Below are 22,322 nucleotides of genomic sequence, written 5' to 3'. Positions count from 1 at the left end.
TCCGGGGCATTCTCATCTGGATCAGACACCTGCAACAACTGGTATGGGCGGTTTGCCGAACTGGATCAAGCAGCTCGTACAGATCAAGATCGGGGCGATTCCGCTACCGCTCTATATACTGCTGGCAGTGATCGTATTCGCCGCCGCTGCATTGAACGAGCTACCAAATGATATGATCGGCGGTCTAGCAGTCATTATGATCATGGGCGTGCTGCTCAGTGAGCTGGGCTTCAAGCTACCGCTGCTCAAGCATATTGGTGGTCCCGCGATTCTATCGCTGATGGTGCCATCGTTCTTGGTGTTCTGGAATGTGCTGAACCCGCCGGTCATTGAATCGGTGACGACGCTGATGAAGACATCCAACTTTTTGTATCTGTACATTTCGTGTCTGGTTGCTGGTAGCATCACCGGGATGAACCGTAAAACATTGATTCACGGCTTTATCCGTATTTTCATCCCGATGATCGCCGGTACACTGGCAGCCGTTGCCGCCGGACTCGGCGTTGCGATACTGTTCGGCTACAGTGCATATCACGCGTTCTTTTACATTATTGTACCGATTATTGCAGGCGGTGTTGGTGAAGGCATCCTGCCACTGTCGATTGCTTTCTCTCAAATTCTCGGCGGCGAATCCGCCAGCTATGTCGCCCAGATGATCCCAGCCGCTGTCATCGGCAACGTATTCGCGATCATCGGCGCAGGTATTTTGAAGAAAATGGCTGACAAAAACAGTTCCATTACCGGCAACGGCGTACTGGTCAAAGAAAAAGACGGGAAAACGATGAGTGGCAGCGTCTACGACGGACTCAAACCTGACTTCGCCCTGATGGGCGCAGGATTGCTGTTCGCTTGTGGATTGTTCATCACCGGGCACCTGCTGTCCCCATTCGTTGGCATCCCCGGCCCAATCCTGATGATCTTCGGTGCCGCTCTACTCAAAGTATGCAATCTGCTGCCAGCCAAAATCGAACAAGGCGCATACCAGCTTTACAAATTCGTATCCGGCACACTCACTTGGCCGATCATGGTCGGTCTCGGTATTCTGTACATCCCACTCGGTGACGTAGCCGCAATCTTGTCGCTCCCATACATCATCGTCTGCGGAACCGTCATTATCGCCATGATCCTAAGCGGCTACTTCGTCGGCAAATGGGTCAAAATGTACCCCGTCGAAGCCGCCATCGTCACCGGCTGCCGCGGCGGCTTAGGCGGAACCGGCGACGTAGCCATCCTATCCGCCTCCGGTCGAATGGAACTCATGCCCTTCGCCCAAATCTCCACCCGCATCGGCGGCGCCCTAACCGTAGTCATCGCCACCCTACTCCTATCCATGTGGGGCGGTTGAAATAAATAATCTATCAAAACAATCCAACCCAACCCAAACACCAAGCTCCAACATATCCAATAAAGCTCAACATACTATTGACCCACCAAAGCAGATTTTAAACCCTACTACATTCAGGCTGGGGCTGGTAAACGAAAGAATTACCATCTCTGTAAACTAGGCATGATGCGTAAGCACGGAGCGGAGGGAAGGGAATTGGGGATAAGGACGACCTTGGAGGGGCGGGAATCTACATTCCATCCTAATCGGTAGATTCCCGCGGCTCCACCGGAGTCCGTTCCCCAATCCCTTCCCGCAGCGTTCCCGTGCAACCACGCAATCATTCCAAGTTTACCAAGGAGAAATTCACTCACGGAGGAATAACGATGGGAATCCTAGGAGACATTATCGAACTGCATCAAGGCGGCAAAATCGAAACCATGCTCAAACACCCGATCCAAAACAAAGAAGACCTTGCCAAAGTATACACCCCCGGCGTCGCGCAGGTATGCCAAGAGATCGCCCGTAACCAGAGCAAAGCCTACGAACTGACCACCAAGAAAAACACCGTCGCTGTCATCTCCGACGGCACCGCCGTACTCGGTCTGGGCGATATCGGTCCGCACGCCGCGATGCCAGTTATGGAAGGCAAAGCCGCGCTATTCAAACAGTTTGCCAATGTAGACGCCGTACCGGTCTGCCTAGACACGAAGGACACCGAGGAGATCATCGCCATCGTCAAAGCGCTGGCGCCAACCTTTGGCGGCATCAATCTGGAGGATATCGCGTCTCCACGCTGCTTTGAGATTGAAGCGAGACTGCGCGCCGAGCTGGACATTCCCGTGTTCCATGATGATCAACATGGCACCGCTATCGTTGTACTCGCTGGACTACTAAATGCGTTCAAAGTTTGCGGCAAAGACATCACCACTGCCAAAATCGTCGTAAACGGACTCGGCGCTGCCGGATTGTCCGTCGCCAAAATGCTGCTCAAAGCCGGTGCTACCAATCTGATCGGCGTTGACCGCTTTGGCGCCATTCATCGCAATGAGCACTACGACAATCCACACTGGAATTCATTCGCCACTATCTCCAATCCGTTTGAAGAAGAAGGGTCATTATCTGATGTCATCCAAGACGCGGATGCGTTTGTCGGTGTGTCGGCAGGCAACATTTTGAGCATAGAGGATGTTCAGCGTATGGCAGATGACCGAATCATCTTTGCAATGGCGAATCCGATTCCCGAAATTGATCCGATTCTTGCCGCGCCATTCGTACGCGTAATGGCGACTGGGCGCTCCGATTTCCCAAATCAGATCAACAATGTACTCTGCTTCCCCGGCATTTTCCGCGGCGCACTGGATTGTGGTGCAATCGATATTAATGAGGAGATGAAGCTGGCGGCAGCGCAGGCGATCTCATCCGTTATCGATCCTGCCGATCTGAACGAGCATTACATCATTCCAGACGTATTCGACCAACGCGTCGTGGAACTGATTCGACAAGCCGTAATGGAAGCAGCGTATCGTACTGGTGTAGCACGTCATGTATTAACGCCAGAGATTCACTAAGCATGGATTTGCTCATAAAAAGACCCGAATACATATGCGGAAGCTTAGGTCCGTAGCTGTATTCGGGTCTTTATTTTATCATCATGCCCAATTATCGTTCCTTGCAAACTGTATATTGAGTCATATTTTGCGCGTAATACTGTTGTACTTGTAGCTAGCCGTATTCTGCGCTATGTCATGCTTTGCGTGCAAATACAGTGTATCAAACGAAGCTGTTATACACTTCCCTGCGTTATCTCTTTAGCTCTGAATGCTGCGCACGTTAGAAGAACTACCGGTTTTGTTTTGCTGGAAGTCCTTAACCTCTGACTTCACTTCGCTAATCGCAGAGCCTGCTTCGGATTTGAAATCTTGAGCAGTATGCAGCGATTCCTTAATTGCGCCGACGACTTCTTGTCCTTTTTCAGCGATCTCGTGACCTTTTTCGTTGATCAACGGGCCTTTTTCCTTCACCAATTCGGAAACTTCAGCGATCTTCTCACGCACTTTCTGTCCTTGCTGCGGAGCGACGAGTACGGCAACGCCTGCACCGACCAGCGCACCGGTTACTGCTCCAATTGCAATCGTTTTGGTTGTTTGAGAGTCCATCATTCATTCTCCTTTGTAGTTGGATTTGGTAAAAGTTACATCATGTTATCTTACTATTACCCAACTACACCGGAATCACGCGCAACTGGCTTTTTATATGTTTTCTTTTCCCCAAAAAAACAAACCGGAGTCTACGTACATCATGTACATAGCTCCGGCTTGCGCGAATCTACTGTAATCCATTCCCGATCTTCTGCTTCAGATACATACGGTAAATGTGCACAATCGTAATTTTTGCCGCCATATAGAGTGGAATAACGAGCAGCATTCCGAGAATACCACCCATATCGCCACCGACAAGCAGCAGGACGATAATTGTAAATGGATGAATATCCAGCTGATTCCCGAAGATGATCGGCTCCAGCAGGTTATTCTGGATCAGTTGCGCGATAATGACGATGACAATCGACCAGATTCCCATTGCTGGTGATTCGATCAGACCGACAATCGCTACGGGCACCGCGGCAAGAATCGCCCCGATATACGGAATAAAGTTCAGGAAGAACGCCAGCACAACGAGCAAGAGCGAATACGGCAGATCAATAATCAGAAACCCGATGTACAGCAGCACACAGAGCGCGAAGTTTACGAGTACACGTCCCGCGATAAAGCTACTCAGTGCATCGTCGATCTCATCCAGCATCAGCTTACCGTCTTCACGGTAATTACGCGGGAAGATCTGCTGTAAGCGTCCCGACAGCTTGCTATCATCTTTGAGCAGGTAGTACAGCATAATCGGAACTGTTGCCACGACCAAGAAGAAGTTGGACAAGAACGAGAACATGCTGGACAGATGCACAGACAGCCAGTCGAATGCCGTGTTCAGATACTCGGTCAGCTTTTGCAGCATTTCGGTGCTGGTGCCGCTGCTGCCTGCAGGCATGAATTGCTGTACAAACGGCTGTTGTTCCAGCAGTTGCACCTGCGCAATAATGCTGCGCGTAAAGTCCGGCGCACTTGCAATAAAGCTAGTCACCTGGTCACGTAGCGTCGGCCACACCAGAAACCCGAAGACGACCAGTAAAATAATAACGACCAGATACATTAACAAAATCGACCATGACCGTTTTAGCTTTTTCTTTTCCAAATAATTCACAAGCGGGCGAAGCGGATAATACATAAACGCCGTGATCAGCAGCGGTACAATCGTCAAGCTAATCAGCGAGCGGATCGGAACGAAAATAAAATCAACCAGCGTTCCGAGATAAATAATGAGTAAAACTAGGGCAATGCCAGCGCCCAAACGGAAAAAACGGCTTTGCAGCATGAATGGTAGTCCCCCTTTGATTCGGTATGTGGAATGTGTCTGTCCTTGCTCTGGGCAATATGTAACGGTTGGCAGTACTAGTTCCCGAACTGCCTGTTGCTGCGCCAGCCTATGCTGTCGGCAGTCACCTGTTATATTACGCAGTAAAGCCTTCATTCGATTCATTTGTACCATATCGAACTGAAGATGTAACCAGATATCGTTATGATACAAACATGATTTGGTCAGGCATGTGTACTTGCTGGTCATGTGCACTTGTTAGAACAAGCAGTTTACATATCACCATACATCGCTACATCTAAGCAGCCCGTATGGAGGATACAGAGCAAACAATTAGTCGTTGCTCTTCTACCAAGTCGTCCAGCGTGCAACATACAAAAGACATGCCATATATACATATAAACGCCAACACCGCTTGCCTAATCGCCAATAGAAGCTCTAAAATGGGGAAGAATGGATGCTGTAAGCGTATTCTTCCATATGGATAGCGGAAAATGGTATATATTTTTCATCTATAGGGATGGAGCGTGGAGGCGCAAACTTACATATTCGGGAGGGAAATACCATGACCATGAACTACAGACGACTTGGCGGTAGTGGATTAAAAGTTAGCGAGATTAGTCTCGGCAGCTGGCTGACGTACGGCGGTTACGTCGAACGCGAGAATGCCGTTCATTCCATCCGCAAAGCGTACGAGCTGGGCATTAACTTTTTCGATACTGCCAATGTGTACGAACGCGGCGAAGCAGAGAAAGTAGTTGGCGAAACGCTAAAAGACTATCCGCGCGAATCCTACGTACTCGCCACCAAAGTGTTCGGCAATATGGGCGACGGTCCCAATGACCGCGGTCTGTCCCGCAAACATATTACCGAGCAATGCCATGCGAGCTTGCAGCGGTTAGGTCATGACTATATCGACCTGTACTACTGCCACCGCTTCTCCCCGGAAACGCCAATCGAAGAAACACTGCGCGCACTCGACGATCTCATTCGTCAAGGCAAAGTATTGTACGTCGGTGTAAGCCAGTGGACGGCTGCACAGATGCAAGCTGCTGTCGGTGTTGCCGACCGTTACCTGCTAGATCGCATCGTCGTTAACCAGCCTGTGTACAATATGTTTGACCGCTATATCGAAGACGAAGTGATTCCGCTCGGCGAAACGTACGGCATCGGTCAGGTCGTCTATTCCCCGCTGGCTCAAGGTCTGCTAACTGGTAAATACAAGTCCCTAACCGACATCCCATCCGACAGCCGCGCCGCCAAGCTCAACTGGGACGACAAGAAGATCAACGACCAAAAGCTGGAGCAAGTGCAGCAACTACAACAGATCGCCGACGAAGCGGGTTTGTCGCTGACACATCTTGCCCTGGCATGGATTCTACGTCAACCTAACGTATCTAGCGCTCTCGTTGGCGCGAGCCGTCCAGAGCAGGTGGAGCAGAATGCAGGTGCTTCGGGTGTGACGTTGAGTAGTGATGTGGTGGAAGCGATTGAGAAGGTTTTGAGTAGCGAGAAGTAGAGGGACATTGCACCGAATTTTTATTTTGAAATTTTAATCGATTTACAGTAATGATAGAGTATAACGAACACTCCAATAGACCTTGTCGCATACAAAATAGTAAGAAGCGATCAAGGTCTATTTTTACTCTGTCTTAATGATAAATTCTGAAGCCAACGAGCTATTTGATCCAAACGTATCAACATTTATTTTGAAAATTGAAGTACATACGTAAATCACTCCAAAATACATCTGATCGTCTACTGACTTTTAGTTGCCGGCTAAATCATCTGCCGAACATGATGACGATCCTTACAATACCAAGGAGACATATAATTATGATCATACATCTCATGCAAAAAAACTTGAGTTACACGAACTCTGGGTAGAAACCATTGGGGAGCAAGGTAGAAAGTTAACTGAAGACGAAGTGGATTTTACAAAACTGGATATCACATTGAAAGAGTTGTTGCTATATAGTGCCTTTTTAACAGAGTGTAAATTTGATCAATTGGATTTGAGAAAAACAGATTTTTATCGGGGTTGGTTATGTTCTTCTACTTTTCGCAAGGCGACAATGGATTATTGTTCATTTGTGAAAGCAGATTTGCTCCTTGTCGACTTTTCTTACGCAACGTTAACTCATGCCAATTTTTTGAGCAGCGAATGCTTTGAAACCTTGTATTTTGGTACTCATTTAGAATATGCAAATTTTACAGCGGCGTTGTGTATAGATACAGACTTTCGACAAGCACAATTAATGAATGTAGATATAAAAGTAAGCAGATTCAAAAATGTTCTTCTTCAAGGAGCCAACCTTACCGGAATGAAAGGTATCGAGGAAGCTGATATTGAAAGCATTAATCTAGGAACAGTAGAGGAACCCATCATATTGGAGGGAGAGCAGGCAAAAGCCTGGATGATAGAGCAAGCGAATCTAAATTAGTAAGGGGAGGTCAATTAGAAAGATTACAATATTTCAAGCATTTAGTAGGTGAGCCAGTTGAAGAAGAACTTCCAGAAAACAATAAATAGACTACTTATAATACGACTAATGGAAATTCTTGAAACAAAAAAATTACAACTAGGCTATAAAATAGAAATGAGGAATCAATCATAATAAAAAATATTTCTTTCCCAACGCCACTATCTGATGTGGATGAAAACGATGATAATATCGACGTGTTTGTCGAGTTAGAAGATCATACGCTTCTCACATTTGTTGCGATAACACCGCTTAATTTAATAACACTGATGGATAATGAAGGAGTTAATTATATTTCGGCAGGACCTCCGTTTATCATTGTAAAAAAGTTGAATGAAGAATGTATTCGTCAAGCTATCGAAAATCATGCTGAGAACGATGCTTTTTGGTTAAAGTTATTTTTTATTGCTAGTGACAATACGAATCATTTTGATATGAATCAATTAAATTCTACTTTAGAGAAAATTAAGGCAATTAATGATGAAATAGTAAACGGTCAATCCAAATTATAAACTTACCTCAGCCCTTGAGAAACAAAACTCAGGGGCTTTTTATATCCAACGCTACCCGATTCAAACTCCGCTAACAGTGTAAAATATCAAAAAGCCTTACCAACTTAACTTCAACGAAAAATGATCCCAAATTCATCCCAGTACGAATCATTATCGACAAATATAGCAATAAATCACCAAAATCCTGAGAATCATTATCACTTTAGTGGCTAAACCTATTGACCGACATTTGAAATGGATTTATACTTATTCTAAAATCAAAATTAAGGGAATGATCCGTGTGAAAACAATCAACCTGACGACGCAGCGGAAAGCTGTTTACGATATCGTCTACAACGCCGAGGATCACCCTACTGCCGCTGACGTGATGAATCGGTTGGTAGAGCGTGGTCATAATTTTGCTTATGGAACTGTATATAACTCGTTAAGATACTTGACAGATAACGGTCTGATCCGTGAATTGAAGCTTGGTGAAACCGCCAGTCGTTACGACGGCAAAATGGACGATCACCAGCATATTGTCTGTGAAACTTGCGGACGTGTGGATGAAGTCATGACCGATGCACCTCTGCAATGGTACGCTGATGTAGCGGAGGAAACCGGGTACGATGTCCATCATGCACATGTCGTATTTAGAGGAGTGTGTACCGAATGCAAAAACAAATCGAAAAAATAATTGAGAATGATTATCTTTCTACTGATTATGCATCCGCTGAACATATGCCGCTGGCTTGCCCAGTCACGCGCCGCGTTGTTATTATTAGCCCGGTTCCAAGCCGTGTACACGATCTGACACGTATGCTGTCCGATAGCTGCTTTGATGTAATGGTTTTTCATCGCTGGGAAAATAGCGGTGCTGGCTCGATCAGCGCAGACCTGTATATTTTTGATATGATCTCTTCTGCGAGTAGCGGCGACATCGAATTGGCTAAGTTGCGCATTAATGAGAATAATTCTCATGTACCGTCGATTTTCCTCGTTCGCGAAGAAATGCTTGCACTTGGCATGAAGGAATGGACGGAAGAAGAATTATTAATTTGGCCGATGCGCCCACAGGAAGGGCTGTATCACGTGGAACGTGTCATCCGCTCCAACGCCAGCCGTCCCGTGACACCCGCAGCCGATGATACCCAACACCGCATCGTCTTCAAAGACCTGTGGATCGACCGCAAAAAAATGACCGTATACCGCGGACAACGCCGCGTTGAACTGACCAAAACCGAATACGATCTGCTGCAAATGCTGATCGAAAGCGAAGGCGGCGTACTGTCCCGTGAAGAACTGATGAGCGAAATCTGGGGCACCCAATTTTTTGGCGGCAGCAACGTGGTCGACGTCCACGTCAAAAGTCTGCGCAAAAAAATCGGCGACAACGCCTCCGCTCCTCAATACATCGCCACAGTACGCGGTGTAGGCTACCGTCTGGCGGACTGATCCAGCATCTATCCCCATTCACAATTCATCACGATCTCAACAAACAAGTGGATGCTCACCATCACCAAACATCGCCCAATGCCCAAACCCATCCCAGCTTCCCCACAAAGAAGCTACTCTCAACAAACCAATAACCGCACTACCCAACAAACACAACCAATTCCATACGCCCAGTCCGACCAGCGACACTTCCCTAAGTGCTCACTGGTCTTTATTTTGTCCTCCAAATTCCTTACACTATCTGCTAATGCCCTACAAGCTCAATCCACTCCACCCTAATACACTCAAAATAAAACGCCCACCGATCCTACCGAATGACTTCATTCATGCCAAAAGAAATTCTAAATTCCACCTCTATCTGTATCATTTCTCTTCATATAGCATTCCCCCCATATTCTTTATTGCTACAAAAGAGGATACAAAACCGTCTCCATCTCCTAGCTCCTCTATAACCAGACCCGCATCATATTCAATCCCACTACAAACAACCCAACAACCACATCAAGCCACCCGCAATATCTCTAAAGTTCTAAAGTTCTAAACCTTCCGCAGCCTTTAATTCCTTTTTTACTCCTTATCAAGTCTGCATCTAATCACCCAGCGTATCCAGTTCGTATAAAAAACTGCCTCTCCCAAACCAAATATCTTCCAGCATCCTCCAGAACCTACTACAAGAAACTTCCTCCTTATCAAGTCCGCATCCAATCCCCAGCGCATCCACTCCTTATAAAAAAACTGCCACCTCCCCACCCAAACAGCTTCCAGCAACCCCTAGACCCCGTTACAAGAAACTCTTTGCACAGAGCGGAGGGAAGGGAATAGGGGAATAAGGGCGACTTTGGAGGGGTGGGAATCTTCACTCTCTCCCCATTCATAAGATTCCCGCGGCTCCACCTGAGCATGTTTCCCCTATCCCTTACCGAAGCGCAGTGTCTCAACAGCTCCCTCAAACGCGAGAAATCTGCTGAAGCATGTTCACCCCATCTTCATGGAAGCATCATCCAGCCCTCATGAAGGAGCCACTATCCAATGTTAGAATAAGTCTAACTTCTGATTTTTGAAATGAGTCTAAATGCAAGTCTAAATCATGGAAGTACGATTCATGGACATGCAAAATCAGGCATAACGAAAGGATGATCTAACGATGGATAACCGTTTGACAACAAACCAGGGTGCTCCGGTTGGAGACAACCAGAACTCCAGAACAGCCGGACGCAGAGGGCCTACACTGCTGGAGGATTACCACCTGATCGAGAAGATCGCCCATTTTGACCGTGAACGTATTCCAGAGCGCGTTGTACATGCACGCGGCGCAGGCGCACATGGCGTATTCCGCGTCGAGAACAGTATGAAGCAATACACCAAAGCAGCGTTCTTACAAGAAGAAGGTCTGGAAACGCCCGTATTTGTCCGTTTTTCCACGGTTATTCACGGTGTCGGTTCCCCGGAAACAGCACGCGATCCGCGCGGCTTTGCGGTGAAGTTCTATACCCAAGAAGGCAACTATGATATCGTCGGCAACCATTTGCCAGTATTCTTTATCCGTGATGCGATCAAATTCCCGGACATGGTGCATTCTCTGAAGCCAGACCCGCAAACGAATATCCAGAACCCTGGTCGTTACTGGGACTTCATGACACTGACACCGGAATCGACGCATATGATGACTTGGTTGTTCTCAGATCACGGTACACCAGCAAGCTACCGCGAGATGGACGGCTTCGGCGTACACGCGTTCAAGTGGATCAATGACGAAGGTAAAGTCACGTATGTCAAATACAAATGGGAATCGTCACAGGGCGTGCGCACTTTCTCTGCCGACGAAGCGGAAAAGCAGCAGGGAAAAGACTTCAACCACGCAACCCGCGATCTGTTTGACCATATTGAGCAGGGCAAATTCCCGGAATGGCAACTGAAAGTGCAGTTTATCCAGCCGGAAGATATCGACAACTATTCATTCGATCCACTCGATCCGACCAAAGTATGGCCGGAAGACCAATTCCCGCTGCATCTGGTCGGTACGATGACACTGAACAAAAATCCGCAAAACTTCTTTGCTGAAGTCGAGCAATCCGCATTCTCGCCAAGCGCAGTCGTACCGGGCATTGAGCCGTCGGAAGACAAGCTGCTGCAAGGTCGTCTGTTCTCCTATCCAGACACCCAGCGTCACCGTCTTGGACCGAACTATTTGCAAATTCCGGTGAACTGCCCATACGCGCCGGTACGTAACCACCAACGCGATGGCTTTATGAATGTGAATCAAGATAACAGCACGTACAACTATGAGCCGAACAGTTATACGGAAGGTCCATCCGAAGATCCGGCTTACCGCGATACCGAAGTAGAGCTGCAAGGTCATGTGACTCGCCAGAAAATCGAGAAAACTGATGATTTTGCACAGGCTGGTGAACAATATCGTTCCTATTCTGACAAACAAAAGGATAATTTACTCAACAATCTGGTTAATGATTTACAGGTAGTAAAAAAAGACATTCAACTGCGCGCCATTTGCAACTTTATCCGTGCCGACCGTGAATACGGTATGCGTCTCGCTCAGGGACTTGGCGTGGATATCAGCGAATTCATGTCGCAACTGCGTAGTTGATCATCTGACTACCGTGCTTCTCTAAGTCACTACGAATCATTTACAGCAACATATACTACAGGAACACTGATATTCAGCGTCCGGTCTTCTAACCATGCAAGGGGTAGCCTTTTCTGGAATAAGACCGGACGCTTTTATATACAGCCTGTTGAATCGCTCTATCGTATAGAAGGGGATAAGCGAAGCGGATTGTCTAGCGGCTTATACCTAGAAGCAGAGGAAACGGAGCTGTTCGACAAGCCCATATGGCAAGGTCTGCGGCGCTTATAGCCGGATATTGTGAAGTAGGGAAGCCAGCAGGATATGAGGGAGACATGACGATTGTAATTGAGATTCCTCGTCTTCTGTTGGTGAGCCTACAGCGCCTGAATCCGTAAGCCGCAGCGCATACGACCTCAGGGTCATCTTATAGATTGATATACCGACAGGGACAGGCGTAACGGTTGTATAGGTTGGCGCTTGTCCTTGTTTGGGTTCTCCCGTGTTACGTCGGTTCTGGTCGTGAATGATCATACAGGAAGCGGATTGCCGGTCAGCAGGTAATGGCTTGTGATGGACGATACGACAGCAGAGGAGAGGTTGTCATGAACAGATGGACAGGTTCTGGTATGTGTGGATTGCTGGCGGCTGCGTTGTTAGTACCCGGAATAGCGGCACAACCCGTTTCGGCAGAAGCAGCTAGTCTGGCGGCGCAAAGTGTGGTGGCGCGTGCACCCGGTGATGGAGTGCCTGCGGATTTTCCTATTCCTGATGATGCTACGGTCGTAACTGCGGTGCACAATGATACGGCAAATGAACACTTTGTACGGCTTACTTTACAGACGAAGCTGGATATGGAAACGCTAGCCAAGACATACAGCGAGTATTTCCGTATTCAGGATATGCCCGATGCCTTGCAGAAGATTAGCGAAAAACAACTGGTCATTCAGGGCAGTAACGATGCTACCGGGGAGAGCTGGATTTTGAATGCCAGCCCTGTACAGCCCGGCTCAGATACAGTGGAAATGACATTGATCTGGAACGAAGGATATTGAATAGCGACAACTTTATCTTAGTTGATGAAATAGAAGGAAAGTATGTATAGCGACTGCATAGTTACAGTTTCAGGGCGTATGCACTTGGTGTCTGATGATGTACATTATAAACATGCTGGATAGCATACGCCCTGAAAGTTAAACGAAAGAAACTAACGAAAAGTATAGACTGTTACGCAAATTGTGATATTATACAATTAACTTCACAAATTTGACTGCTCTTGCGGTTGGAACTACAATGTGTAGTGTGAGGTGGCATACAGAAAATGAAAATTAAAAAGTTCAATGTAGGTGCTACCGGGCTGGATCGTTTTTTCGGTCCGCTGGAAGCGCAGATTATGAATGTGCTGTGGGAAGCGCAGCATCCGCTGACGATCAAGGAAGTGCAAACTGTCATCAGCCAGAGCAAGCCGCTCAATTTCAATACGGTGATGACGGTTATGAATCGGCTAGTAGACAAGGGTGCGTTATCCCGTCATATCGAAGGCAAAAGCTTCCACTACGTTCCGCCGGAAAGCCGCGCAGATTTTCTTAACAATCAATCCAGGGAACTGACTCATGAACTGATGGAGGAGTTCGGTACACTGGCTGTCAATCATATGGTTGATGTGCTGGAAGAAGTGGACCCCAAACTTATTCAAGCCTTGGAGGATAAAATCAAACAATGGAAAAACAACGAGTAGAATGGTGGCAACGTCGTTCGCAGCGTTTGTTGAAGGTTAGTTTGAGTATGTCCCTGTTTACGCTAGGGCTGATGGGCGTATATTCGCTGCATATGCTATTTGGCTGGAATCTGCCATTTGATCTGCTGCGTATTTGCAATATGTGGATGCAGAATCATGGCTGGTTCTCGGTTAGTCATCTGTTAGCGGGACTTGTGACATGTACGTTTGTTTTATACGTCGGCTATGGGCTGGATCAATGGTATGGTTCGGTTCGTGCAGTGCGGCGCTGCCGGGAGCTGGAACATATAGCATTATCGGCGGCATTTAACGAACGTTACAGTCCAGATGGACAAGCGATGTTCATCATCGTCTCTTGCCGTCAGCCGCTGGCGCTCACGATGGGCAATTGGCGTCGGCGCATTATTTTGTCGGAAGGCATATTGCAGCTGTTGAATGAAGAAGAGCAGCAGGCGGTTGTGCATCACGAGCTGTTTCACTATCGTCAGCGCGATCCGTTGGTTACGTTTTTGCTAGGACAGGCGGCGTTTGCGCTCTGGTTTTTGCCGGTGCTGCGCAATATGGCGCACCAGTACAAAATCTCGCGTGAGGTGCTGGCAGATCATGATGCGATTCAGCGCTTGGGCACGCCGCTCGGCATTGGCGGAGCGCTGCTGAAGCTGGTCAACCGTACGCAGGGTGGTATCCATTTTCCTGCCCGTATGATCTATTCTTCATTCGCAGAAACGTCACTCAACTACCGGATTCACCGCATTCTCGAACCAGAGAGTGGTACATCGCCGCGTCTGCCGTTAGGATCAGTTGTAATCTCGCTGCCGGTGTTAACGGTGCTTAGTATTTTGTTATTATGGTCGCTTGTGTAGACATACAGAGTGTCCTGCTTGTTTGATGAGAGGCAGAGCAGGGCACAACGGGCGGCTTTTTATACAATAACACTACATTTTGTAGTGGACACAATCAAAGGAGGAATTGGTAATGAGTTTGAATAAACGATATGTAGAGCTGGGCTTGCTAATTACGCGAGTACTAACAGGTGTGATTTTCCTGTTACACGGATTTTCCAAGTTTCAAGGTGGTATTGGTGGTACGCAAGGATTTTTCCAAAGTTTAGGGTTGCCAGCATTTCTGGCACCTGTAGTGGCAGTCATTGAGATTGCAGGCGGTATCGCACTGATCGTTGGTCTATTTACTCGTCTGGCAGGTCTGGCACTGACGATTGTTATGGTTGGCGTGCTGGTGACTGCAAAAGCAGGTCAGCCATTTATGATGGGTACGGAGTTTGATTATCTGATTCTGTTCACCAGCTTGCAAATGGCACTGACTGGCAGTGCATTACTGTCACTGGATGGTGTATTGTTCGGTAAAAAAGAACGCAGTGAACGTGGACGATTGGCACAGAATTCGTAAAGTAACATCTGCGCAGAATGAACATAGGTGGGTATATGAATTGCATATATCGCTAATGGTGGATGAGATCATTCAGAATGATCAATGAGAGGATTCAGATGGATAGGGGTTGTGGCAGATGCCATAGCTCCTTTTTGTTATGTTCAATGTGGATAGGGAAGGGAAGCTGGGACTACCAAAGGGAGAATGACGATTGTCTGGGAGGCGATGGTAGAATTGTAAGCGGAGTGAACGGGAAATGTTTTTGGTGAAACATGCCGAAAGAAATGGACGGTAAGTATTATAATGATATATTTAGCGATTATCCATGACAAAAGTTACTTGAAACAACCAATACGTACATATTTCAACAAAATTCGCATGAACTAGATAACATGCTAAATAATTGCCACTCGTTAGGCGATATATAGTGTAACTGATCAAGACTAACATCCATATACCACAGATGATCGTAATTTAATAAGGAAAGAGTGTGAGATTGATGAAAAAATGGTTGAAGAAGCCCCGGTTACGCTGGTCTATTCGTAATCAGCTGATTGTGGCTTTTGCATTTGTATTACTGGCGCCAAGCCTTGTAATAAGCATCACGATGTACAGCAATGCCAAAAATCAGGTCGAAAGCCAGCTGATTACAAGCGCAAGCCAGAGCGTGAATACAGCAAATAACTTTGTACAAAGTTCACTCAGTGCGAAGGATTACGATGTTGAGTATTTGTCGAAATTGTTCAACGCATCTATGATCGATGGACGCTTTAGTCCGCAGATTGTACCGGAGCTGGCACGTTACGTCGGGCTGCATCCTGAAACGGTAGATGCGTTTGTCGGTACGCCGGATGGTACGATGATTCGCGCGATTCCAAAGGAAAACGAGAATGGTTACGATCCGCGTGAACGGGACTGGTACAAGCAAGCGATGGCAGCGCCGGGAACAACGGTCATTACAAAAGTTGTGATCAATTCCAACAATCAACCAGTTGTCGTTATTGCCCGTACATTGCCGGATAATTCCGGTGTACTCGGTGTATCGCTCAATCTGGAAAACCTCGCCAAACTGGCGGATATTCCGGTTGGTCAGGAAGGTTATGTAATTATGCTGGATGCTGACCAGAACTATATTTCTAGCCGTAACGGTAAAACAGGAGATAAAGCGACAGGCGCATATCTGCAACAAATGTATGCTGAGAAAACAGGCGAGATTGATTATCTGTTTGAAGGGCAACCGAAGAAAATGGTTTTCCTGACCAATGAAGCGACAGGCTGGAAGATCGCTGGTACGATGTATCAGAGCGAAATCGAAAAAGCGGTTGAGCCTGTACGTACGATGGCACTGATCATCGTAAGTATCTCGCTCGTTGTCGCTGCAATTATCGTGTTCTGGTGTATCCGCATGATTATGAAACCGATCAGCCGTCTGCGCAAAACGACGCATCAGATTAGCGAAGGCGATCTGACCGTTAATATTGATCAGAGTAACAATGACGAAATCGGCGATTTGGCACGCGACTTTGCGATCATGGTTAGCAATCTGCGCGATATGATCGAAAGTGTACGCGATACGACGGATAATGTATCGTCGGCTTCCGAGCAGCTGGCTGCTGGAGCGGAGGAAACAAGTCGCTCGGTAGAACATGTGACGCTTGCGATTCAAGAAGTGGCTACTGGTAGCGACCGTCAGGTGACAAGTGTAACCGAAGGTGCTGCTGCTATTCAGCGGATGTCACAACGTGTAGACGAGATTTCCACTCACGTAGGCGATGTCACGCAAACGATGGATGAAGCTGCCAAGGCTGCTGCCAAAGGCAACGAGTCAGTCATCGATGTCGTACAGAAAATTTACGATATTCAGGTAACGGTGGAAAAACTGAACGGAATTATCAATCAGATGAGTGAGCAGTCGTCTGAAATTGACGGCATTGTCGATCTGATCCGCAATATTGCTAAACAGACCAATCTGCTGGCACTGAACGCTTCCATCGAAGCGGCGCGTGCAGGTGAGCATGGCAAAGGCTTTGCCGTTGTTGCCGAGGAAGTACGCAAACTGGCATCCGAATCAGCAGATTCTGCGCAGCGTATCAGCAATCTGATCATCGGTATGCAAGGTGTCGTGAGCGAATCGCTAGAAGTTATGGATCAGGCGAAGCAAAATGTCGAAGGCGGTATTATCGCTGTCGATACATCCGGTCGCTCCTTCTCCAAAATCAATCGTTCGATCAAAGCTGTATCACGCAAAATGGATGACGTATCGGTTACTACCAGCTCGCTCAATCAGGATGCAGGCGCAGTGGTCGAATCGATCGAGAATATCGCCAGCATCTCCGATGAAGCCGCAGGTAATACGGAAACGATCTCCGCTGCGGCAGAAGAACAGCTGGCATCGATGGAGGAAGTGTCGAGTGCTGCTACCGATCTGACTCGATTGGCAGAGCAGTTGCAACAGCTCGTATCACGCTTTAAACTGTAAAATTAACTCACAACGTTACGATTTGACAGATTGGTAATATATTGCTTTTTATTCATAATACAACAGAGATATGCAAATAAGTATTAGCCAGTACTTCCGAATTACGGAATGTGCTGGCTAATTTTGTTGTGAAATGAAATGGACTGTATACAATTTGCATATATATGCAATGAAGCATTAAGGTAAGCAGGCGAAAGGTAACGAATTGCAATGAGAATATGATTTTCAATATATAATTAGTTCTTTTATACTATGTATATCTGTTCATATTCACTTAAATTTACAATTATAGACAAATAAAATTATATTTCGCTAAATTAAATTTAGGTCTAAATAATCAGTATAGTTCTAACGATATATACTAAGTGTGTGGAGAGCGTCGATCATTCTTACACTTATATAACCCCAACTTCAATAGAAAAGAGAGTGATGTCGTGAAACCAAGTCTGAAGAAGTTCAAACCGCGTTGGTCTATTCGTAATCAATTAATTGTAGCTTTTGCTATTATTCTGTTCGGTCCGAGCTTGATCATTGGTATCAGTATGTATACCAATGCCAGAAATGAAGTGTCGAATCAGTTGATTACAAGTGCTTCGCAGAGCGTCAATACAGCCAATAATTTCCTAGAGAGTTCGCTTGACGATAAATTGTACGACGTGGAACAATTGTCCACTTGGTTCAATCGCTCCATGTTTGACGGACCTGTAAGTCCGCAAATCATTCCGTCAATGGACCGTTATTCCAGTCTGCATCCAGAGACGGACAGTATCTATATTGGTACGGACGACGGTACTATGATTCAATCGACTGCGAATGCTCCAGCGAAAAATCCAGCTGATTATGATCCGCGTGAACGCGAATGGTATAAGAAAGCAATGGCAACACCGGGCAAAACGATCATTACTAGCGTTATGATCAATGCACGTACCAAACAGCCGATGGTTGTCGTGGCACGTACATTATCTGACAACTCCGGGGTTATTGGTGTTTCGCTGAAACTGGACAATATGGCGAAACTGGTAGATATTCCGATTGGTAAAGCGGGATATGTCATTATGCTGGATCAGGATCAAAACTATATCGTATTCCGCGATGGCGAAGCAGGGACCAAATCGAAAGGCTCTTATTTGCCGGAGATGTATAGCAAGTCCAGCGGAGAAATTGATTATGCATTCCAAAACGAAGCTAAAAAGATGGTATTCGTCACCAATGAAACGACTGGTTGGAAAATTGCCGGTACGATGTTTACCTCCGAAATTGACGATGCCGTCGCACCGGTGCGTAAAGTAGCCATTCTAGTTATCGGTATTTCCCTTCTTGTCGCTGCCGCCATTGCTTTATTCTCGCTGAGTATGATTATGAAGCCGATTCGCCGTCTACGTGAGAGCAGCCAGCAGATTAGCGAAGGCGATCTGACGGTCAATATCGATCAGAGTAAAAATAACGAAATCGGCGATCTGGCACGCGACTTTGCCACAATGGTCAACAATCTGCGTACAATGATCGAAAATGTCCGCAGCACGACGGACAATGTATCGGCATCTTCACAGCAGCTTGCTGCTGGTGCCGAGGAAACGAGTCGTTCGGTTGAGCATGTCACGATGGCGATTCAGGAAATGGCAAGCGATAGCGATCGTCAAGTTCACAGCGTTGATGAAGGTAGTGCAGCAATCCAGCGTATGTCCAACCGTGTAACAGAAATTTCTGGTTATGTGGACGATGCCACGCGCACACTGGACGATGTATCCCGTGCCTCTGCACGAGGCAACGAATCTGTACAGGATGTGGTTGAGAAAATTCATGCCATCCAGTCGACTGTCGAGAAGCTGAGTGCCATTATTGATGAAATGAGTACACGCTCCAGCGAGATTAACGGTATTGTTGTATTGATCCGTAATATCGCGCAGCAGACGAATTTGCTGGCACTGAATGCTTCTATCGAAGCGGCACGCGCAGGCGAACATGGTAGAGGGTTTGCCGTTGTTGCCGAAGAGGTCGGCAAGCTGGCATCCGAATCGGGCGATTCTGCTCAGCGCATCGGTGAGCTGATTACCGGTATGCAAGATGTGGTTGCCCAATCGCTGGAAGTGATGGATGACGCTCAGGAAAGTGTCAAAGGCGGTATTATTGCCGTAGATGAATCCGGTCGCTCCTTCTCGGCAATCAACCATTCGATCGAAGCTGTGAACAGCAAAATGAACGACGTTACGAACAGCAATCATCAGCTTAATGACGATGCGGCAGCTGTCGTTACATCGATTCATAATATTTCCGACATTTCTGACCGTACAGCCGGTAGTACAGAAACGATCTCCGCCGCAGCCGAGGAACAATTGGCATCCATGCAGGAGGTATCGAGTGCTGCTACAGACCTGACTCGATTGGCAGAGCAGCTGCAACAGCTCGTATCGCGCTTTAAATTGTAAGTTTGACGCTCGCTTGTGCAATAGATTATGCGATCTTATATGCAGTACATTGTTCCAAATGTATAAATGAGTATGTTTAAATAGTAAGCCGTTGCTCCATATAAACAATAGGGGGCAGCGGCTTGTTTTGTATGGAAATCTGCCTTTTGTAAATAGAACGCTTGGGTATGATTCGGTATGACTCTATGAGGATGCCGGATGACATTTTTCGTGAGTACAAATCTAGGTTTGTATGTGGAACGGTTAGCGGATATAATACATTATATTAGTTAGTTTATTACATTTATTCAGTATTTATATTGAGTATGAAGTAACGATTTTGACTACGACTTATATCTCTATTAATTTCAATCCAGTATTAGATCAGGGAGGATATCTCATCATGTTTACCATTTATCCAGCAGATCAGCGTTTTCATTTTGACCGTGAATGGTTGCGGGGGAGTCATAGCTTTTCGTTTGGGGAATATCAGGATAGCGACAATGTGAGTTTTGGACCGTTGCGTGTGTTTAACGACGATATTATTTCCCCATCTCATGGATTTGGCGCGCATCCGCATAGTGATATGGAGATCGTCTCGATTGTATTACAGGGACAGTTGCGCCATGAAGACAATTTGGGGAATGAAGCAGTGAGTTCCTTTGGCGGTATTCAGCGCATGTCGGCAGGCAGTGGTGTGGTGCATACGGAACACAATGCATCAGATGAGCATGACTGCAATTTGTTGCAGCTCTGGTTTGAACCGGAGGCACGCGGATTGACGCCATCGTATATGACATCTTCGTTTCATCCGGCATCGCTGAATGGTACGTTGTTGCCAATCGTTAGCCGTCAGGGCGGCGAGAATCAGGCGACGATTCATCAGGATCTGACGATTTATTTGAGCCGATTGGAAGCTGGGCAGCAGATTGAATTCGTCCAGCAGCCGCATCGCCGTACGTATGTATTTGTAATAAATGGCTCGCTGCGCGTGAACGATGAATATGAATTGTCGACACGCGATGCAGCCCGGATCGAAGAAGTGAGCAAACTGGAATTGGTCGCAGAGCAACCGGTATTCTGGCTGCTGATCGATCTGCCGTAAGGAGGAGAAGCATGAAAGAGACAGTGATGGTCAAACATGCGGTAACTGGGCGCGAATTTCTCAACAACAATAAGCTACCGCTGGAATATGAATTCGCAGTACTGCCAGAAGGTGGATATCGGATGACCTTTCGCAATGCACCGCCTGATATTGCTGCGGATATCGTCCATTTTCGTGGAGAACTGAATATGTTCCGCTTCGAAATTCCGGTAGAAGGTCCGCAGATCAAGCATTGGTATTATGTCAGCCCAGAGACGGTTCAGTTTGATTCGGCGCAGGGAATACTTGTGATTGAAGCAGCATCGGAAATTCGTTATGTACCTGATGAATACTGGGCGTAAGAGGTAAGATCGCTTTTCAAAAAATTGAACGTATATCATATTGAACATACATCATATGTTGGAACGCATCATGAGAATTGTGCGGGAATCATGATAGAACAAGCTAGCGCACACTGTGCGCTAGCTTGTTGATGTTGGAAAGGCAATAGGTATGCAGAATAAAATCGGTTTTTATAGAATCGTAAAATGATTAAAAATGTACCTATGACATATTCCTTTCACTGTATAAGCACAATTTATGCTATAATGAATAAACAACACTTCACAGACATGCAGTGGCCTTGTTAACATCGCTTCGATTTTTAACAAGTGTCGCTGCATTTTTTGTCTCTATTTCTACAGCAGCATATGTATGCTGCACAAAACACAGAATGGACGCTAATGTCTATCCTCTGCTAGCAATTCTCCCCCGTTCGTTACTCTCCGTATGCTACATCCACACGCAAGATGCACGCTACACACAACGCGATCTCTCCAGTCACAGCGAATGATTTTATCCAATCCGGCTAACAGCGATCTGGCGTATCCAGCCAATGAGCGGCCACAGGAGGCAAACATATGAATTTAACGGACGAACAGGTAATGCACGAAGTATTTGGCGTAGGACAGGTGCTGGAAAACGATAATGAGCGGATCACCGTCATGTTTGCTCAGAATGTAGGACGCAAAGTATTCGTATTCCCGGATATTTTTAGCAGTCATCTGAAAATGCGTAAAGAGGATATTCAGACTACGCTGAATCAAGCGTATGAGACGAAGCAAAAAGAGCAAGCAAAACAGTTGGAAGTGCAAAAGCGTGAAGCGGAAGAAGAAGCGGCGCGTGTAGCAGAAGAGCAAGCCAAAGCGAAAAAGCCTACTCGCAAAAAAGCAGTCAAGAAAGCCTAATTGTCTGCATAGATGGATATATACCTGTTAGCCAGTGAATAACTGCATAACTATACGATGAACAGCATGATGCCCTTTGAACAAATGGACCATGCTGTTTTTGTTGTGATCATACCTATACAATCCGTTTATAGACGACGTATACGCTCAGTCCAATCGCACATATCCATTTCATTCCTTAAATTAAAAACATAAAAATTGAAATAATATGCACAAT

The 22,322-nt window shown here is 46.5% G+C and carries 19 protein-coding genes; 17 read left to right on the top strand and 2 right to left on the bottom strand.

Features of this window, described 5'->3' with window-relative positions; all coding sequences use genetic code 11:
- Nucleotides 1–43 precede the first annotated feature (43 nt).
- On the top strand, nt 44–1,345 hold the full coding sequence (locus ACDE64_RS21370; RefSeq protein WP_411350364.1) for a 2-hydroxycarboxylate transporter family protein: 1,302 nt from the start codon (nt 44–46) through the stop codon (nt 1,343–1,345).
- Nucleotides 1,346–1,710: 365 nt separating this feature from the next.
- Complete coding sequence (locus ACDE64_RS21365; RefSeq protein WP_411348213.1) at nt 1,711–2,895, top strand: NADP-dependent malic enzyme; 1,185 nt, start codon at nt 1,711–1,713, stop codon at nt 2,893–2,895.
- A 240-nt stretch (nt 2,896–3,135) separates the two neighbouring features.
- Here the strand turns inward: ACDE64_RS21365 and ACDE64_RS21360 are convergent, their stop codons facing one another.
- Nucleotides 3,136–3,486, bottom strand: a complete 351-nt coding sequence (locus ACDE64_RS21360; protein ID WP_411348212.1) for a YtxH domain-containing protein — start codon at nt 3,484–3,486, stop codon at nt 3,136–3,138.
- A 166-nt stretch (nt 3,487–3,652) separates the two neighbouring features.
- Complete coding sequence (locus ACDE64_RS21355) at nt 3,653–4,750, bottom strand: AI-2E family transporter (RefSeq protein ID WP_411350363.1); 1,098 nt, start codon at nt 4,748–4,750, stop codon at nt 3,653–3,655.
- Nucleotides 4,751–5,321: 571 nt separating this feature from the next.
- On the opposite strand from ACDE64_RS21355, the gene ACDE64_RS21350 reads away from it, so the two are divergent.
- From ACDE64_RS21350 to ACDE64_RS21280, 15 genes are all read left to right on the top strand, one after another.
- Nucleotides 5,322–6,269 (top strand): aldo/keto reductase family protein, encoded by a 948-nt coding sequence (locus tag ACDE64_RS21350; RefSeq protein ID WP_411350362.1) that lies wholly within the window; start codon nt 5,322–5,324, stop codon nt 6,267–6,269.
- 253 nt (nt 6,270–6,522) lie between these two features.
- Nucleotides 6,523–7,194, top strand: a complete 672-nt coding sequence (locus ACDE64_RS21345) for a pentapeptide repeat-containing protein (protein WP_411348211.1) — start codon at nt 6,523–6,525, stop codon at nt 7,192–7,194.
- A 236-nt stretch (nt 7,195–7,430) separates the two neighbouring features.
- Nucleotides 7,431–7,745 (top strand): hypothetical protein, encoded by a 315-nt coding sequence (locus ACDE64_RS21340; protein ID WP_411348210.1) that lies wholly within the window; start codon nt 7,431–7,433, stop codon nt 7,743–7,745.
- 280 nt (nt 7,746–8,025) lie between these two features.
- The gene (locus tag ACDE64_RS21335; RefSeq protein ID WP_367063725.1) at nt 8,026–8,421 is read left to right on the top strand and encodes a Fur family transcriptional regulator; all 396 of its coding nucleotides are present in this window, start codon (nt 8,026–8,028) and stop codon (nt 8,419–8,421) included.
- On the top strand, nt 8,397–9,179 hold the full coding sequence (locus tag ACDE64_RS21330; RefSeq protein ID WP_411344067.1) for a winged-helix domain-containing protein: 783 nt from the start codon (nt 8,397–8,399) through the stop codon (nt 9,177–9,179). The genes ACDE64_RS21335 and ACDE64_RS21330 overlap by 25 nt, the downstream gene beginning before the upstream one ends.
- A gap of 1,144 nt (nt 9,180–10,323) precedes the next feature.
- Nucleotides 10,324–11,784 carry a catalase gene (locus ACDE64_RS21325; RefSeq protein WP_411348209.1) on the top strand — a complete coding sequence of 487 codons (1,461 nt, stop codon included), beginning with the start codon at nt 10,324–10,326 and terminating at the stop codon, nt 11,782–11,784.
- Nucleotides 11,785–12,368: 584 nt separating this feature from the next.
- Nucleotides 12,369–12,818: a hypothetical protein gene (locus ACDE64_RS21320; protein ID WP_411348208.1), complete on the top strand. Its 450-nt coding sequence runs from the start codon at nt 12,369–12,371 to the stop codon at nt 12,816–12,818.
- A gap of 266 nt (nt 12,819–13,084) precedes the next feature.
- A complete protein-coding gene (locus ACDE64_RS21315; protein ID WP_411344064.1) occupies nt 13,085–13,501 on the top strand; it encodes a BlaI/MecI/CopY family transcriptional regulator in 417 nt (138 codons plus the stop codon).
- Nucleotides 13,483–14,364: a M56 family metallopeptidase gene (locus ACDE64_RS21310; protein WP_411348207.1), complete on the top strand. Its 882-nt coding sequence runs from the start codon at nt 13,483–13,485 to the stop codon at nt 14,362–14,364. The genes ACDE64_RS21315 and ACDE64_RS21310 overlap by 19 nt, the downstream gene beginning before the upstream one ends.
- 118 nt (nt 14,365–14,482) lie before the next feature.
- On the top strand, nt 14,483–14,908 hold the full coding sequence (locus ACDE64_RS21305; RefSeq protein WP_411346874.1) for a DoxX family protein: 426 nt from the start codon (nt 14,483–14,485) through the stop codon (nt 14,906–14,908).
- A 481-nt stretch (nt 14,909–15,389) separates the two neighbouring features.
- Nucleotides 15,390–17,369, top strand: coding sequence for a methyl-accepting chemotaxis protein (locus ACDE64_RS21300; RefSeq protein ID WP_411348206.1), 1,980 nt, complete (start codon nt 15,390–15,392; stop codon nt 17,367–17,369).
- 434 nt (nt 17,370–17,803) lie between these two features.
- Entirely contained in the window at nt 17,804–19,795 is a 1,992-nt protein-coding gene (locus ACDE64_RS21295; RefSeq protein WP_411348205.1) for a methyl-accepting chemotaxis protein, read from the top strand.
- A 382-nt stretch (nt 19,796–20,177) separates the two neighbouring features.
- The gene (locus ACDE64_RS21290; protein WP_411348204.1) at nt 20,178–20,879 is read left to right on the top strand and encodes a pirin family protein; all 702 of its coding nucleotides are present in this window, start codon (nt 20,178–20,180) and stop codon (nt 20,877–20,879) included.
- An 11-nt stretch (nt 20,880–20,890) separates the two neighbouring features.
- Nucleotides 20,891–21,220 carry a hypothetical protein gene (locus ACDE64_RS21285; protein ID WP_411348203.1) on the top strand — a complete coding sequence of 110 codons (330 nt, stop codon included), beginning with the start codon at nt 20,891–20,893 and terminating at the stop codon, nt 21,218–21,220.
- A gap of 558 nt (nt 21,221–21,778) precedes the next feature.
- Nucleotides 21,779–22,105 (top strand): hypothetical protein, encoded by a 327-nt coding sequence (locus tag ACDE64_RS21280; RefSeq protein WP_411348202.1) that lies wholly within the window; start codon nt 21,779–21,781, stop codon nt 22,103–22,105.
- The last annotated feature ends 217 nt before the right edge of the window (nt 22,106–22,322 follow it).

Source organism: Paenibacillus sp. WLX2291 (assembly GCF_046603665.1).
Classification (GTDB): Bacteria; Bacillota; Bacilli; order Paenibacillales; family Paenibacillaceae; genus Saccharibacillus.
The sequence above is the reverse complement of the archived record's forward strand: the minus strand, read 5'-3'. Positions and strand labels throughout refer to the sequence as shown.